Annotated in this window: 15 protein-coding genes; 6 read left to right on the top strand and 9 right to left on the bottom strand. The window is 65.7% G+C overall.

The genetic code is table 11. The annotated features are described in order from the left end of the window. Positions 1-8 precede the first annotated feature (8 nt). The 4 genes from GRZ55_RS05740 to GRZ55_RS05755 all read right to left on the bottom strand — a co-directional run bounded on the left by GRZ55_RS05740 (position 9) and on the right by GRZ55_RS05755 (position 3,945). The gene (locus tag GRZ55_RS05740; RefSeq protein ID WP_169285931.1) at positions 9-392 is read right to left on the bottom strand and encodes a DUF427 domain-containing protein; all 384 of its coding nucleotides are present in this window, start codon (positions 390-392) and stop codon (positions 9-11) included. Positions 393-528: 136 nt separating this feature from the next. Then, entirely contained in the window at positions 529-2,034 is a 1,506-nt protein-coding gene (gene ggpS, locus GRZ55_RS05745) for a glucosylglycerol-phosphate synthase (RefSeq protein WP_169285932.1), read from the bottom strand. Next, positions 2,024-2,824, bottom strand: coding sequence for an HAD family hydrolase (locus GRZ55_RS05750; RefSeq protein ID WP_169285933.1), 801 nt, complete (start codon positions 2,822-2,824; stop codon positions 2,024-2,026). Before GRZ55_RS05750 ends, ggpS begins: the two co-directional genes overlap by 11 nt. Next, a complete protein-coding gene (locus GRZ55_RS05755) occupies positions 2,821-3,945 on the bottom strand; it encodes an NAD(P)H-dependent glycerol-3-phosphate dehydrogenase (RefSeq protein WP_169286025.1) in 1,125 nt (374 codons plus the stop codon). The genes GRZ55_RS05750 and GRZ55_RS05755 overlap by 4 nt, the downstream gene beginning before the upstream one ends. Before the next feature lie 410 nt (positions 3,946-4,355). On the opposite strand from GRZ55_RS05755, the gene GRZ55_RS05760 reads away from it, so the two are divergent. Both GRZ55_RS05760 and GRZ55_RS05765 read left to right on the top strand, forming a co-directional pair. Further along, on the top strand, positions 4,356-5,108 hold the full coding sequence (locus GRZ55_RS05760; protein WP_169285934.1) for a DUF1428 domain-containing protein: 753 nt from the start codon (positions 4,356-4,358) through the stop codon (positions 5,106-5,108). 34 nt (positions 5,109-5,142) lie between these two features. Continuing rightward, complete coding sequence (locus GRZ55_RS05765; protein WP_169285935.1) at positions 5,143-5,811, top strand: glutathione S-transferase family protein; 669 nt, start codon at positions 5,143-5,145, stop codon at positions 5,809-5,811. A 14-nt stretch (positions 5,812-5,825) separates the two neighbouring features. On the opposite strand, the gene GRZ55_RS05770 is transcribed toward GRZ55_RS05765, so the two are convergent. Genes GRZ55_RS05770 through GRZ55_RS05780 form a run of 3 tightly spaced genes read right to left on the bottom strand, consistent with a single transcriptional unit; the run spans position 5,826 to position 8,469 of the window. Next, entirely contained in the window at positions 5,826-6,770 is a 945-nt protein-coding gene (locus GRZ55_RS05770) for an acetamidase/formamidase family protein (RefSeq protein ID WP_169286026.1), read from the bottom strand. A 59-nt stretch (positions 6,771-6,829) separates the two neighbouring features. Beyond that, positions 6,830-8,101: an RNA polymerase sigma factor gene (locus GRZ55_RS05775; protein ID WP_169285936.1), complete on the bottom strand. Its 1,272-nt coding sequence runs from the start codon at positions 8,099-8,101 to the stop codon at positions 6,830-6,832. Further along, positions 8,098-8,469, bottom strand: a complete 372-nt coding sequence (locus GRZ55_RS05780; protein WP_169286027.1) for a YciI family protein — start codon at positions 8,467-8,469, stop codon at positions 8,098-8,100. Before GRZ55_RS05780 ends, GRZ55_RS05775 begins: the two co-directional genes overlap by 4 nt. Positions 8,470-8,747: 278 nt before the next feature. Here GRZ55_RS05780 and deoC point away from each other — a divergent pair, with 278 nt between their 5' ends. From deoC to maiA, 4 genes are read left to right on the top strand one after another with little or no spacing between them, the layout of a single operon-like run. Continuing rightward, the gene (deoC, locus tag GRZ55_RS05785; RefSeq protein ID WP_246734559.1) at positions 8,748-9,680 is read left to right on the top strand and encodes a deoxyribose-phosphate aldolase; all 933 of its coding nucleotides are present in this window, start codon (positions 8,748-8,750) and stop codon (positions 9,678-9,680) included. Positions 9,681-9,691: 11 nt separating this feature from the next. Further along, positions 9,692-12,070 carry an aldehyde dehydrogenase family protein gene (locus tag GRZ55_RS05790; protein ID WP_169285938.1) on the top strand — a complete coding sequence of 793 codons (2,379 nt, stop codon included), beginning with the start codon at positions 9,692-9,694 and terminating at the stop codon, positions 12,068-12,070. 25 nt (positions 12,071-12,095) lie between these two features. Continuing rightward, positions 12,096-12,599: a homoprotocatechuate degradation operon regulator HpaR gene (gene hpaR / locus GRZ55_RS05795; RefSeq protein WP_169285939.1), complete on the top strand. Its 504-nt coding sequence runs from the start codon at positions 12,096-12,098 to the stop codon at positions 12,597-12,599. Next, complete coding sequence (gene maiA / locus GRZ55_RS05800; RefSeq protein WP_169285940.1) at positions 12,596-13,246, top strand: maleylacetoacetate isomerase; 651 nt, start codon at positions 12,596-12,598, stop codon at positions 13,244-13,246. The genes hpaR and maiA overlap by 4 nt, the downstream gene beginning before the upstream one ends. 305 nt (positions 13,247-13,551) lie before the next feature. Here the strand turns inward: maiA and GRZ55_RS05805 are convergent, their stop codons facing one another. Together GRZ55_RS05805 and GRZ55_RS05810 are read right to left on the bottom strand one after the other, a co-directional pair. Beyond that, positions 13,552-13,980: a phasin family protein gene (locus GRZ55_RS05805; RefSeq protein WP_169285941.1), complete on the bottom strand. Its 429-nt coding sequence runs from the start codon at positions 13,978-13,980 to the stop codon at positions 13,552-13,554. 70 nt (positions 13,981-14,050) lie between these two features. After that, the gene (locus GRZ55_RS05810) at positions 14,051-14,584 is read right to left on the bottom strand and encodes a GNAT family N-acetyltransferase (RefSeq protein WP_169285942.1); all 534 of its coding nucleotides are present in this window, start codon (positions 14,582-14,584) and stop codon (positions 14,051-14,053) included. Positions 14,585-14,661: the final 77 nt, after the last annotated feature.

Consider the following 14,661-nt stretch of genomic DNA (forward strand, 5'->3'; position numbering starts at 1 on the left):
ACTCCGCTCTAGCCTGGCCAGTCCGCGACGCGCTGCGCCTTCTCTTCGGACGTCACGATATCCGCATCGAGCTCGTCCGACACAAAGGCGGCGTGGGCAACCGGCACGCGCCCATCCTCCGTCGCTTTTTCGAACACGATGACGGCAGCTTCCAGCCGCTCGCCCACCGCCACCACGTCCCAATAGGACAGGAGCGGGCTGTCGGAAGGACGACCGCTTTCCGTGAGCAACTCGAAATTCACGTCCCTGAAGGGCACGAGATGCAATTCTTCGCCGTCATGACACAATGCGGTGAGAGCCGCCTCGCTGGAAGCAATTACCGCACCGCGATAGCGGATGTTCACCACTCCCTTGAAGGGCTCTACGCTGGCAATCCGGTCATCCAGTGGCATCGTCGCTCCTTGCTTTCGCTACATGGTCGCGCCTGGGCACGGCCTCGCTGCCCCGGCTTCGTCTCCCTACGATCTGCCGGGCGCAATTGTTCCGAAAGCCTGCCATGCGCCTTGCAGGTCGCTGGCATCGAGGCGGTCAGCTGGCGGCGGCGAAATCGACCACCGCTTCATCGCCCCTGGCGAGCGCCCGCATCTGGTCTTCCGCCCAGAAGCGGACGTCCTGGCGCGCCACCATCTCGCGCAACGCGCCCATCCGGTGGCGACGCTCTTCCTCTCCCATGGCGAGCGCCTGCAGGACAGCCTGGTCCATGGAGCGATGCGAGAAGGGATTGGTGAGGATGGCCGAGTGCAGCTCCACCGCTGCGCCGGCGAATTCCGAAAGCACCAGCACGCCGTCGCCATCCACCCGCGCCGCGCAGAACTCCTTGGCCACGAGATTCATGCCGTCGGCCAGCGGCGTGATCCAGGCGATGTCGGCCGCGCGGTAATAGGCAACCAGGCTTTCGAATGCCAACGGACGCGAGATCAGCGTTACCGGCTGCCAGTCGAGGCGGCCAAAGCGGCCGTTGATCCGCCCTGCGATCTGTTCGAGGTCGTTCTGGATGTTCTCGTAGACCGACATGTTGCGGTTGGCGGGCACGGACACGTGCATCAACCGGATATGCCCGCGCAGATCGGGATTGTTCTCGATAAGCCGCTCGTAGCTCTCCAGCTGCTCGATGCCGCCTTTTGTGTAGTCGGTGCGACCGACCGACAGGAGCAGCCGCGACTGGCCCAGTTCCTGGCGGATTTCCGCCGTCTGGCTGGCCGTCTCCGGGCGCCCGGCAATGGCCTGGATATAGCCCACGTCGACCCCGACGGGCGACGCCTGGAGCGCCACGGTCCGGCCCTCGAACTGCAACGTCGTCGGCACGGTCTGCTCGGAAAGCGCGGTCGCGCGCGACGACATGGCCTCGCTCACCTTCTGCCGGTCCACGACGGTGGCCTCCAGCAGGCTGCGCGCAGCCGAAACGAAATTGTTCACGTAGCGGGGAATGTGAAAGCCGATCACATCGCAGGCGAGCAGGCTCTTGAGGATCTCCTCGCGCCACGGCAGCACGTTGAACATGTCGGCAGAGGGAAACGGCGTGTGGTGGAAGAAGGTGATCTTCACGTCCGGCCGCAGCTGCCGCAGATAGCCCGGCACGAGCCAGAGGTTGTAGTCGTGGATCCAAACGACCGCACCCTCCGCGGCTTCCGCCGCGGCTGCCTCGGCAAAAGCCCAGTTGACTTCCCGAAAGGTCGGCCAGTCGACGGGATCGTAATTGTAGCGTTCCTTGAAGCCGTGCAGGATGGGCCAGAAGGCCTCCTTCGAGCTGACGTGATAGAAGCTGCGGATCTGGTCGGCAGTTAGCGGCAGCCGCGAAACGGTATAGCTCCCGTAGGCATCGTCGATCTCGACCACCCGATCGAAATCCGGGTTGCTGACGTCCTCCACCTCCTTCCAGGCCACCCAGGCACCGCTGTCGAACCTTCCGAAGAAGCTCTTCAGCGTCGGCACGATGCCATTGGGGCTCTTGTTTTCCTTGAAGACGGTCTTCCCGCCTTCCTGGACTTCCTCATAGGGCTGGCGATGGTAGACGATGACGAGATTAGAGGGCATGCGTTCTTCTTTCTGGAATGTCGTGGAGTTCGAAGGCGGCAATCGCCTCCATGATGCCCGCAGCGCCATGCGCGCGGGCCTTGTGAATCGTGGTCGAGCCGGCGATCTCTTCGAGCAGCCGGGCTTCCGAGTTCCCCACCGCGACCGCCTTCAGGCCGCAGATCAGCATCGAGAGATCGTTCAGCGTGTCGCCGGCAGCCAGGACACGCTCTTCCGGGATCGCGAGATGTTCGACGAGGCGCCGCAGGGACGGCCCTTTGGACACGCCTCGGGGCAGCACGTCGAAGAAGCGGTTGTCGGAGATCAGGCTGTCCAGCCCCATCTCCTCGACCATGGCGACGGCACGCGGGTCGAACTTGGCGGGATCGAGGTCGTAGCTGACGCGATAGCGGAAGGGCGTCGGCTGGAGCGTCAATCCCGGATGACCCTGCAACGCGTCGCGCACCGCCATGCCGCTGTCTCCCCAACGCCGCGAAATGTCTGCTTCCAGCGCCGCGATCGGCTCGACGCGTTGCTCCTCCCTGTCCACCCGCGCGATGGTTGTGCCGACGTCGCCCACGACCAGATCCGGCCAGGGCAGTCCCTCGTGCGAACACATGCGCAGGATGAACTCCGGATCGCGCCCGGTGACGAAGATAAGACCGATGCTGTCGCGATTATCCTCGATCCACCCATAGAGCTCGGCCCGGTCGCTGTCGGTGCCGCCGAGAAACGTCCCGTCGAGATCGGTCGCGAGCGTGAGGCGGCGGGATTTCAGCGGCGGCAGGCCGGCATGCAGGCCAGTGTTCATATGGCAATTCCCTTGAAGTTGAACGGTGCGGCGGCCGGAGCATCGGCAAACGACAGATCGAGCGCGCGGGGCTCGGCCTCGATCGGGCGCGACCACAGCGCCCCGAAGGCCTGCGCCAGATCGGCGCCTTCGTGCAGCACCGCATGAACGGTCTGGCAGATCGGCATCGCGACACCGATCCGGCGCGCGAGATCGATCACGGAATGGGCGTTCGCTTCTCCTTCCACCACGACGGGCTTGCCGCCGAAGCAGTCGCGCCGCGCCAGGCCCTGTCCCAGTTGCAGGCCGAGCGACATGTTGCGCGAGGTGGTCGAGGAGCAGGTCAGCGTCAGGTCCCCTGCCCCTGCCAGACCCGTGACCGTCTCGCGCCGGCCGCCAAGCGCCTCGGCCAGCGCCTTCATCTCGTCGATGCCGCGCGTGATCAGCGCCGCCCGCGTATTCTCCGCAAAGCCCGCGCCCGACATCATGCCGCAGGCGATGGCGATCACGTTCTTGACCGCGCCTCCCACCTCGACGCCGACGAGATCATCGGAAACGTAAGGACGGAACCCGCTCCCGGATATGGAAACGGCGAGCCGTACGGCCGGGGCGGAACCCGGGTCCAGACGATGGCGGTAGTCGAAGGGAAATGCCACGGTGGCGGCGGTGGGATGATCGAGCGCGGTCTCTCTGGCGAAGGTCGGTCCCGATATGGCGCCGACAGGGTGGCCCGGCAGTTCCTGCGCGACGACTTCCGAAAGCAGCAGCCCGGTGCCGCGCTCGATGCCTTTGCAGCAAAGGGCGATGGCGGCGTCGGGATTCAGGAGCGGGCCTATGCTGCGCGACATGTCGCGCAGCGACGTCGATGGCGTCACGAGAAGCACGGCGTCGGCTCCCGCCAGCGCGGTGGCCAGATCCGATGTGGCTCTCAGGCTCGCGGGCAACCTTACGCCGGGAAGATACTCGGCGTTTTCGCCAGTGGCGCTGATCGTCTCGGCCAGGTCCGGGCGGCGTGCCCAGAGCATCACGTCACGGCCGTTGCGGGAAAGAACTGTGGCGAGAGCGGTTCCCCAGGCCCCGGCGCCGATGACGGCAAAACGGGAATAGGGGACTGGGGGAGCTTGTAAGAGAGGATCCTGGATGACGTAGGCCTGTTAGCTGTGATTTCGTTGGACGCAAACTCGCCACCCGGTCCCGACACCAATCGCCACGCAACGCGCAGCGAAAATCTGAAGGGTACCGGCCAACCAGTCGCTTTGTCTTGGCACAGCCCCAATTCTAGCGCTTTCTCGCCGCAATGCAAGGTTTTTGCTGCAGCGCAGCAAAGCCGGGTGCCTCAACTGCCGGGAATTTGGCGCCCTTGGCAGGCCCGCTGGATGCGATTGCGTGCTTTGGTATCGCAGGACTTGGGGGCCCGCGCGCCTCCCCTGTTTTTGTCCCATCACACGGCAGTGAATGTCAGCATGATCGCGCCAGGCCTTTCCCAAACCACATTAGGTTGATATCAATCCAATAGTCCAGCCGGGCGGGTTGCGATGTCGAGGAGAACACCATGATCTACGTCGAAGGATTTGTTACCCCCGTTCCCACTGCCAACCGGCAGGCCTACCAGCAACATGCGGCAGGCGTCGCGCCCATGTTCCGGGAGTTCGGCGTCGCCCGCATGGTCGAGGCCTGGGGTGACGATGTGCCGGATGGCAAGGTCAACGACTTCAAGGGAGCCGTCCAGGCCAGGGCTGACGAAACCGTGGTCTTTTCCTGGTTCGAGTATCCCTCCCGGGAAGCGCGCGATGCCGCCAACGGCAGGATGTCTGCCGACCCCCGCATGGAGGAAATGGGCAATTCAATGCCCTTCGATGGCAAGCGCATGATCATCGGCGGCTTCCAGGCCTTCGTGGATGAGGGTACCGGAGACGGCATGGGCTACGCCGACGGTTATCTGTTGGCCGTCCCGGAAGCCAAGCGTGAAGCATATCGCGAACTGGCGGCGCGGATGGCCCCCGTCTTTCTCGAGATGGGCGCCATTCGCGTCGTCGAGGCCTGGGCAGACGACGTTCCGGAAGGCAAGGTCACGGATTACCGCCGCGCCGTCATCGCGAAACCGGACGAGACGGTGGTCTTCTCCTTCGTGGAATGGCCTTCCCGGGAAGCCCGCAAGGAAGGCTGGAAGCGGATGATGGAAGATACGAGGAGCCACCCCGACGGTGAGATGCCATTTGACGGCACCCGTATGATCTACGGCGGTTTCACGCCGATCCTCGACATCCGGCATGGTGCGCGGCTCGTCGACCGCAAGGTCGCCTAGCACCGTCCAGTCCCGCGTCAACGGAGGATCGTGCATGATTACCCTTACCGCGCTTGCATGGGTCCCGCCCTTTGCGCAGGGCCTTGTCCGAGATCTGCGCGTCCGCTGGGCGTTGGAGGAAGCCGGTGTGCCCTATGGCGTGCGCCTGCTCGACGCAGCCGATCAGTCGAGCGCCGAATATCGCCGTCTGCAGCCTTTCGGCCAGGTACCGGCGCTCTGCGACGGCGATATCGAACTCTTCGAATCCGGCGCGATCGTGCTCCATATCGGCGCGCGCAGCGAGGTCCTGCTGCCGACCGACCCCGACCAGCGGACCCGCGCCGTCACGTGGCTTCTGGCCGCGCTCAATACGGTGGAGGTTCCCGTCCAGCAACTCGCGGCGATCGATCTTTTCCACGCGACGAAAGAATGGAGCCGGCAACGGCGGCCGGAAGTGGAAGCATCCGTGCGCAATCGGCTAGCTGATCTTGAGGCCTGGCTTGGTGACCGGGACTACCTCGAGCAGCGTTTCACCGCGGGCGATTTGATGATGACCAGCGTGCTGCGCATCCTGCGCCACACCGACATCGTCGCCCGGATGCCCACCCTCGCCGCCTACCAGGCAAGATGCGAGGCGCGGCCTGCCTTCCAGAAAGCTCTTGCCGACCAGATGGCCGCATTCGCCGCGACCGAAGCAGAGCGGGAGCAGCGTGGCGCGGCCTGACCCGGGCCTTTTTCCTATTCCAGCACGAGCCGCGGAAAGTAGAAGGACACCACCCAGTTCGGTGCGTCGACGATCTCGCTGATCCTCAGATCCCCGGCCACGCTCGCCAGCATGTAGGCATCGACCGCCGCCATGCCGGTGCGCGTGGAAAGCAGTTCCACCATCTGGGAGACCGCGTCCCGCGCCGCCTGCATCAGATCGGGCCCGATCCCGGTCGTCACGTCGTAGCCCGCACCGTCGAGATGCCGCGTCACCGGCCCCCTGGTGCGGAAGCGCGGGAAAGCCGGTGCCGCGCCCTTCTCCAGTTCGAATTTCAGCGCCACCGACATCGGGCTCTCGATCGCCGTGCCGCAGACCTCGCCATCGCCCTGGGCGGCGTGCGTGTCGCCGACAGAGAACAGCGCACCCGCCACCTCCACCGGCAGCCACAGTTCCGTCCCTTCCCCGATATCGCGAATGTCCATGTTGCCGCCCACCCTGCGCGGCGGCACCACGCTGTGTGTTCCGGCTTCCGCTGGCGCCAACCCGATCGTGCCGCAGAACGGTTTCAGCGGCACGCGCCCGCCCGGCCCGAAGGCCGCTGGCGCCATCGCTGCCGTGTCGTAGCTCCAGACATGCAGCGCCGGCTCCGCAAACTGGTCGGCCAGAAGCCCGAAGCCCGGAATATTGGCCGTCCAGCCCCAGCCACTCGGCGCAAGACCGAGGATCGTCACCTTCACCGCGTCGCCCGGCTCCGCCCCGTCGATGAAAACCGGCCCCGTGACCGGGTTGACCTTCCCGAAATCCATGCGCCCGATGTCTTCTGCGGTGGAGCCCGGCGAAAGCTGTCCGCCAGAGGCGTCGACCGTGTCGAATTCCACCGTCTCGCCAGGCGCCACCCTCAGGGCGGGCGCGTTGTCGCGGTCCCAGCCATGATGGTGGATCGTCTTGTGCAGGGAATGGTCGCAGCCATGGGCCATGGGAAACTCCGCTTCTCGCGCTTCCGGTGGGGCCATCCTGACCCGACCTCCTCGACGGCTCAACCCTGGTCGACCCCCTCCCGTTCCCCCGCATCGCGTTGCAGCCCGTCGAGCTGAATGCGGATCTGGTTGGCTTCCGCCGCCGAGCCGGCGAGCGAGATGGCGCGGTCGAAAGCGTCTTTCGCCTCCGCGTCTCGGCCGAGCTGTTTCAGCAGCCAGCCGCGCACTCCGTGAAAATGGAAGTAGGATCCGAGCCGGTCGCCGAGCGGCTCGACCAGCGCCAGCGCGGCCTCCGCCCCGTGCGCCTTGGCCACCGCCACCGCCCGGTTCAGCGTGATGACCGGTGAGGGCTGCATGCGTTCCAGCGCCGCGTAGAGCAGGTCGATCTGCTTCCAGTCGGTGTCTTCGGGCCGCTGCGCCCTGGCATGGAGTGCGGCGATCGCAGCCTGCGCCTGATAGGGTCCGGGAGCGCGATGCCGCACGGCCTTGTCGACCAGCGCCAACCCCTCGGTGATCATGCCCCGGTTCCACAGGCTCCGGTCCTGGTCGTCGAGCAACACGATCTGGCCGGCTGCGTCGTGGCGTGCCCGTTGGCGCGCGTGCTGCAGCAGCATCAGCGCCGTCAGCCCCATCACCTCCGGTTCCGCCGGATACATGCGCAACAGGAGGCGGCCCAGCCGGATCGCCTCGTCGCACAGCGCGCTCCGCTCGGCCACATGCTCGCCGGTCGCGGAGTAACCTTCGTTGAAGACGAGGTAGACCATCGCCGCCACGGCGCCCAGCCGCTCCGCTCGTTCCACCGCGTCCGGTGCCGCGAACGGCACCCCGGCCGAGGCGATCTTGGCCTTGGCCCGCGTGATGCGCTGCTCCATCGCCGCCTCGCCCACCAGGAAGGCACGCGCGATCCGCTCGACAGGCAGCCCCGAGACGATCCTGAGCGCCAGCGCGATCTGCCGCGTTGGCGGCAGGTCCGGGTGGCAGCACACGAACAGCAGCCGCAGCACGTCATCGCGATAGTCGGCCTCGTCGATCGTCGCGACCAGTTCCGCCTCGCGGTCGCCGTCATCCGATATCGTTTCCTCCGGTGGCAGTTCCGTCAGCCTGCCGGTCTTGCGCTTCTCGTCGATGCCGGCATTGCGGCCGACCAGCACCAGCCAGGCGACGGGATCGCGCGGCGGACCGTTCCGGGGCCAGTTGCGCAGCGCCCGCAGGCTGGCGTTCTGGAACGCCTCCTCGGCAGTGTCGAGATCGCGGAAGTAGCGCAGGAGCGCGGCCAGCGCCTGGGGACGCGCGGAACTGAGGGCCGCGTCTATCCAGGCGAGCTCGCTCATAGGGTCGCCGGCACGGGCGAATAGAGGCCGACCGGCCGCACTTCGTGCGTCCCGCCCGGATTCGCGATCTCCAGCCTGCGTGCCACGTCGATCGCCTCTTCCAGATCCTTGCATTCGACAAGGTAGAAGCCGAGCAGCTGCTCCTTGGTTTCGGCGAAAGGTCCGTCGAGCACCAGCGGCTCGTCGCCCTTCATGCGCAGGCTGGCGGCCGCCGTGGTTGGAAGAAGGCGGGCAACGGGCCCGAGCCGACCTTCCCTGGCCAGGTCCTCCTGCACGGCGGCGAGTCTGGCCATGCAAGCCTCCTCCTCTTCGCGCGTCCAGGCGCCCACCACGTCTTCCTTGTGATAGCAGAGAATGGCGTAGAGCATGAGGAAGCCTTTCATGTTGGCAAGGACGTGAGCAGCAAGGCTAATCCGACACGACGCGCACCGACAATAGTCACGCCGCCCGCCACCAGCCGTTTGTTTTGATGCCAATTCATGCCATAGGATGCCTTTCGGGCCGTTGGTCCGTGTCTTGTGCCGCAATGTGAGTGAGTCCAATGGCTTCGCAGGCAAGCGACCCAATCCAGGCGAGCGGAGCAAGCCTTCATCGGCTGCCGACCGGTCGCGACGAGCAGTCAACCAACCTGCCCCGCAATCCCGGCATGCCGCTCGATCTCGGCTGGCTGGAGGAAATGCGCCACGTCAACCGTTCGGCGCTGGAGCGCCGCGTCGGCACCTTGACCAGGCGACGCTCCATCAAGGGCGACAACCAGGCCGCCTGGTTGCTGCGCGCCATCTCGCTGATGGACCTGACGACGCTGTCGAGTGACGACACGCCGGAGCGCGTCCGGCGCCTGTGCGCCAAGGCACGCAACCCGTTGAGGCCGGACCTGGCCGAAGCTCTTGGCCTCGGCGAGACCCTGATCCGCCCGGCCGCGATCTGCGTCTATCACCCCTTCGTCGCAACTGCCGTCGAGGCGCTCAAGGGCACCGGCATCCACGTCGCCGCCGTCTCCACCGCGTTCCCGCACGGTCTCGCACCGCTGCACACGCGTCTGGCCGAGATCATCGGCTCGGTCGGCGACGGAGCCGACGAGATCGATGTCGTCATCCCGCGCGGGCTGGTGCTGGGCGCCCGCTGGCAGGAGCTCTACGACGAGATCGCCGCCTTCCGCGAGGCCTGCGGCGAAGCGCATCTGAAGGTTATCCTCGGCACCGGCGATCTCTCGACGCTGCGCAACGTCACGCTGGCCTCGATGGTGGCGATGATGGCGGGCGCCGACTTCATCAAGACCTCGACCGGCAAGGAGAGTGTCAACGCCACCCTGCCCGTCGGTCTCGCGATGACCCGCTGCATCCGCACCTACCGCGAGCGCACCGGCTTCCTGATCGGCTTCAAGCCCGCCGGCGGCATCTCGACCGCCAAGGCCTCGCTCGACTGGATGGTGCTGATGCGCGAGGAGCTGGGCCGCCGCTGGCTGGAGCCCGAACTCTTCCGCTTCGGCGCCTCCAGCCTGCTCACCGATATCGAGCGCCAGCTCGAGCACCATCTGACCGGCCGCTATTCGGCCGCCCACCGCCATGCCATGGGCTGAGCAAGATCGTCATGAACATCCTCCAGCGCTATCACGACATGGATTACGGCCCCGCTCCCGAATCGCGTGCCGAGGCCGATAGCTGGCTGAAAGGCCGCGATTTTTCCGCCGCCCTCTTCATCGACGGCAAATGGCGCAAGCCGGCCGCCGGCCGGACCTTTGACACCACCGACCCCGCGACCGGCAAGGTGCTCGCCAAGGTGGCCGAGGCCGGCGCTGCCGACATAGACGCAGCCGTCACCGCCGCCCGAAAAGCCCTGCCTGGCTGGCGCAAGGCATCCGGCTACGAGCGCGCCCGCGTGCTCTATGCCATCGCCCGAGCCATGCAGCGCCATGCCCGCCTCTTTGCCGTGCTGGAATCGCTCGACAATGGCAAGCCGATCCGCGAAAGCCGCGACATCGACGTGCCGCTCGCCATCCGCCATTTCATCCACCATGCCGGCTGGGCCCAGTCGCTGGACGACGAGTTTCCCGGCATGCAGGGCGTCGGCGTCGCCGGCCAGATCATCCCGTGGAACTTCCCGCTCCTGATGCTGGCCTGGAAGATCGCGCCGGCACTCGCCGCCGGCTGCACGGTCGTGCTCAAGTCTGCCGAATTCACGCCGCTGACCTCGATCCTCTTCGCCGAGATCTGCGAGCGCGCGGGCGTGCCGAAAGGCGTCGTCAACATCGTCCAGGGCGGGCCGGAAGCGGGCGCGGCCATCGTCGAGCATGACGGCGTCGACAAGATCGCGTTTACCGGCTCCTCGGAGGTCGGCAAGATCATCCGCCGCGCCACTGCCGGCTCGGGCAAGAAACTGTCGCTGGAACTCGGCGGCAAGTCGGCCTTCATCGTCTTCGAGGATGCCGATCTGGACTCGGCCGTGGAAGGTCTCGTCGACGGCATCTGGTTCAACCAGGGCCAGGTCTGCTGCGCGGGTTCCCGCCTGCTGGTGCAGGAAAGCGTGGCCGAGCGCTTTCTCGCCAAGGTGCGCGAGCGCATGGGCCATCTGCGCCTCGGCGACCCGCTCGACAAGAACACCGATATCGGCCCGCTCGTCGACAAGGTACAACTCGAGCGCGTCCGCTCGATGGTGGCGAAGGGCGAAGCTCAGGGCGCCACGATCTGGCGGCCCGACTGTGCCTTGCCCGAGACCGGGTATTTCCATCTGCCCGTGCTCGCCACCGATGTCGGCACGTCGAATCTGCTGGTCCAGGAAGAGGTGTTCGGCCCGGTTCTCGCCGCCATCAGCTTCCGCACCACCGGCGAGGCGATCGAACTCGCCAACAACACGCGCTACGGGCTCGCAGCCTCCGTTTGGTCGGAAAACATCAATCTCGCCCTCCATGTCGCGCCGCAACTGAAGGCCGGCGTGGTCTGGATCAACGGCACCAACCTCTTCGACGCCGCCTGCGGCTTCGGCGGCTATCGCGAGAGCGGTTTCGGTCGCGAGGGCGGCCGCGAGGGCATGCTGGAATATCTGGCGCCCGCAGCCGCCAAAAAGGCCACCGCCATCGAACCCTGGCCCTTCCCCGGCGGCGCCGGTGTGCGTGAGGCTGGCGACGTGGCCGTCATCGACCGCACCCCAAAACTGTTCATCGGCGGCAAGCAGGTACGCCCGGACGGCAACTATTCCTACGCGATCCACGACGCCAAGGGCCGACTCGTCGGCGAAGCCGGCATCGGCAGCCGCAAGGACATCCGCGACGCGGTTTCCGCCGCGCGCAAATCCGGCTGGGGCGCGGCCACGGCCCACAACCGTGCGCAGGTGCTCTTCTTCCTGGCCGAAAATCTCGCCATCCGCGCCGACGAGTTTGCCACCCGCATCGCCTCGCTCACCGGCGCCTCGGCCAAGTCCGCCCGCGCCGAGGTCGATGCCGCGATCGAGCGTATCTTCGCTGCCGCCGGCATGGCCGACAAGTTCGAAGGCACCGTCCACCAGCCGCCCATGCGGGCCATTGCGCTCGCCCTGCACGAACCTGTTGGCACGCTTGGCATCGTCGCGCCCGACGACGAGCCGCTGCTCGGCCTCGTCGCCATGATGGCGCCCGCGCTCGCCATGGGCAACGCAGTCGTCGCCGTGCCCTCGCCGCGCCACGCTCTGGTTGCCACCGATCTCTACCAGGTCTTCGAGACCTCCGACCTGCCCGCCGGCGCGGTCAACATCGTCACCGGCAACCCGGCAGAACTGGCCGCCGTGCTGGCCAGACACGACGATCTCGACGGCCTGTGGTGCGTGGCCGATGCCGAGACCTGCCGCACGGTCGAGATTGAATCGGCGGGAAATCTGAAGCGCGTCTGGACGAGTGGCGGCCGTGCCACCGATTGGAACGGCCCCCAGGGCAAGCTCGCCGCGCTTCTGCGGCGAGCCGTGGAAGTCAAGAATGTCTGGGTACCCTACGGCGACTGAGCCTGGACGAAAGGATATTGAAACGATGAATGCAGTGGACCGGCAGACCGTGCCGGATCGTTCCGGGCAAGGACGTGCACCGGTGCACCTCGACAGATCGCTCCCGATCGCACTCCTGCGCGCGCGCGAATCCATCATGACCCGGTTCCGGCCCCTGCTCGCCGAGCACGGTACGACGGAGCAGCAATGGCGTGTTCTGCGCGTTCTTCAGGAGACCAGCCCGCTTGATGCAAGCCGCCTTGCCGAGCGCGCCTGCGTTCTGGCGCCAAGCCTCACGCGGATGATCAAGACGCTCCACGACCGGGGTTTCGTGCGCCGCATGCAGGACAATGGCGACGCACGCCGCAGCATGCTCTCGATCACGCCCGCCGGCGTCGCCTTCATCGAGATGATCGTTCCGTCCGCGCTCGCCATTCACGACGAACTGCGCAGCCGCTACGGCGCGCAACGCCTGGAGGCCCTGATCGACATGCTGAACGAACTCGCGGCCATTGAAGAGTCGGCACAGGTCCAGGATGGGGACCAATGAGCCGGATCATCCTGCATAACTACTTCCGCTCTTCCACCTCCTACCGCGTGCGCATCGCCCTTGCCCTGAAGGGTCTGGACTACGATTACGTCGCCCATCACCTGCGCCATGGCGAGAACCGGAAACCGGAGTTTCTTGCGATCAATCCGCAGGGGCTCGTGCCGGCTCTCGTCTGGGAGGACGGCACGGTACTGGCCCAGTCTCTGGCCATCATGGAGTTTTTGGAGGAGATCGCGCCCGAGCCGGCTCTCCTGCCGGCTGATGCGCTGGGTCGCGCGCGTGTGCGCATGATCTGCCAGATGATCGGCTGCGACATACACCCCATCAACAACCTGCGCGTTCTGAATGCGCTGCGCTCGCGCTATGGCGCGGACGATGCCGAAATCGGTGATTGGTTCAGGCACTGGGTCAACGAAACATTCCAGCCTCTTGAGAAGATTCTGGAAGATTCATCCGACACCGGCCGCTTCTGCCATGGCGACACCCCCGGCATGGCGGATATCTGCCTGGTCGCGCAGGTCGCCAACAACGCACGATACAATGTCGACATGACGCCATACCCCGTCATCTCGCGCATTCGCGACGTCTGTATGGAGATGGCGGCCTTCGCCGATGCCGCGCCGGCACAGCAGCCTGACGCGGAATAGCACTATCGGCCTTCGATGATGTCAGCCTCAGGCGTCGCCATGTCGGCATTGGCAACGACGGGCGCCGGCGCAATGACAGCCTGCGGTCCCGCGCCTGCGTCTCCGAAAAAGTGGAATACGGTCCCGACCACGGCGATCATTGCCGCCAAGGCAAATAGCTTTCCAAGCATGTGAAACAACTCTGCGATTTCATTCTTGCGCCCTGGAGGAAGCCCTCCTGGGCACTCGACCCTTCGCAGATAGAAGTCTCACCAAGTGCAATTGGTTCCGATCTTTTTCGGGCTGACCGGCTTACCTTGCGATGCCTATTTCCGTTCGAGTCCCGATCGCATCTCTTCCATGCTCTCTTGGATCCGGCGACGCAGAATCTCGATCGATTCCTCGTTGGACTTGCGCACCAGACTGGCCATCTCGCCCGTGTTGCGCACCGCCGCTTCGAAAGCCTTGCGCGTGAACTCGGCCTGCTTTCGCATGGCCTCCTGGGGATCAGCGCTCGCCTGCAGGTCGCGGGCCATGGCGCCGAATTCCTCCAGCGTCTCGCCCAGCATCTCGCGCTGGCGGGCCATGATCTTGGAAGTTCCCTCGCCGGCCGCCTGCGCGCTCTGCTGGAAGGCTTCGAGGTTCTTGCGGTGGGTCTCGATCACCCGCTCGACATCGGGAGCGGGCATCTTCATCTGTTCGCCGAACTTGGCGAACATGTCGATTATGGAATCCGATTGCGGTTTGCGGGCCATGACAAACTCCTGAGATCGCGATCTTCGGAGTGTAGGCCCGTTGGCGCCGGCGTTCAATCGCGCACCGACATCAGGCCGACAGCTGCATCTCTGTAAGCCCTTCAAGATCCGGCCGCCCGAGTTCTATCTCGCCCATCGTCGAACCATCAGAAAAGCTGAGCCGTGCCCGGAAGGTTCGCGCGAGCCGCTTCATGGCCTCGTTGTTGGGGTGGGTGGTCACGAGCAGCCGCGTGTAGTCGAGTGCGTGCGCATGCAGGATGAGCCGACGGAAGAGCCGGCGCCCGATCCCCCGTTTCTGGTGCCCGGGCTCCACCGAAAAGGCGATCTCACCCGTATCCGCAAGCTCCGGCCGCTCGTGCAGTTCCGCCGCACCATGCACATGTCCCTCGCGGCCGAGATAGCCGACCACGGTGGTGCCGTCATGAAAACAGCGCTCCGCATAGGTCGAAAGGAAAGCGTCGCTGGCGGTGCCGTTGAAGCGGTCCCGGCGGCTGTCGCGGTCCAGACGCAGCAGGTGCTCCGTGAATTGCGAGAGGTCGGAAGGCCTTAATTGCCTGATGCGACCTTCGATGGAATCGGTGAAGGCAGATACGATATTGTCCATGGCGCGCTCCTCGAGAGGTCCTCCCCGAGTCGTCGCAACTCGCCGACCGCCAATATTGTGCAGCGCAGCATGAATTT

This window comes from Chelativorans sp. ZYF759 (genome assembly GCF_012911015.1).
Lineage (GTDB): Bacteria > Pseudomonadota > Alphaproteobacteria > Rhizobiales > Rhizobiaceae > ZYF759.

Coding starts and splice junctions, on each gene's coding strand:
- GRZ55_RS05740 (WP_169285931.1), bottom strand. CDS start 392: ATGCCACTGGATGACCGGATTGCCAGCGTAGAGCCCTTCAAGGGAGTG.
- ggpS (WP_169285932.1), bottom strand. CDS start 2,034: ATGCCCTCTAATCTCGTCATCGTCTACCATCGCCAGCCCTATGAGGAA.
- GRZ55_RS05750 (WP_169285933.1), bottom strand. CDS start 2,824: ATGAACACTGGCCTGCATGCCGGCCTGCCGCCGCTGAAATCCCGCCGC.
- GRZ55_RS05760 (WP_169285934.1), top strand. CDS start 4,356: ATGATCTACGTCGAAGGATTTGTTACCCCCGTTCCCACTGCCAACCGG.
- GRZ55_RS05765 (WP_169285935.1), top strand. CDS start 5,143: ATGATTACCCTTACCGCGCTTGCATGGGTCCCGCCCTTTGCGCAGGGC.
- GRZ55_RS05770 (WP_169286026.1), bottom strand. CDS start 6,770: ATGGCCCATGGCTGCGACCATTCCCTGCACAAGACGATCCACCATCAT.
- GRZ55_RS05775 (WP_169285936.1), bottom strand. CDS start 8,101: ATGAGCGAGCTCGCCTGGATAGACGCGGCCCTCAGTTCCGCGCGTCCC.
- GRZ55_RS05780 (WP_169286027.1), bottom strand. CDS start 8,469: ATGCTCTACGCCATTCTCTGCTATCACAAGGAAGACGTGGTGGGCGCC.
- deoC (WP_246734559.1), top strand. CDS start 8,748: ATGCCGCTCGATCTCGGCTGGCTGGAGGAAATGCGCCACGTCAACCGT.
- GRZ55_RS05790 (WP_169285938.1), top strand. CDS start 9,692: ATGAACATCCTCCAGCGCTATCACGACATGGATTACGGCCCCGCTCCC.
- hpaR (WP_169285939.1), top strand. CDS start 12,096: ATGAATGCAGTGGACCGGCAGACCGTGCCGGATCGTTCCGGGCAAGGA.
- maiA (WP_169285940.1), top strand. CDS start 12,596: ATGAGCCGGATCATCCTGCATAACTACTTCCGCTCTTCCACCTCCTAC.
- GRZ55_RS05805 (WP_169285941.1), bottom strand. CDS start 13,980: ATGGCCCGCAAACCGCAATCGGATTCCATAATCGACATGTTCGCCAAG.
- GRZ55_RS05810 (WP_169285942.1), bottom strand. CDS start 14,584: ATGGACAATATCGTATCTGCCTTCACCGATTCCATCGAAGGTCGCATC.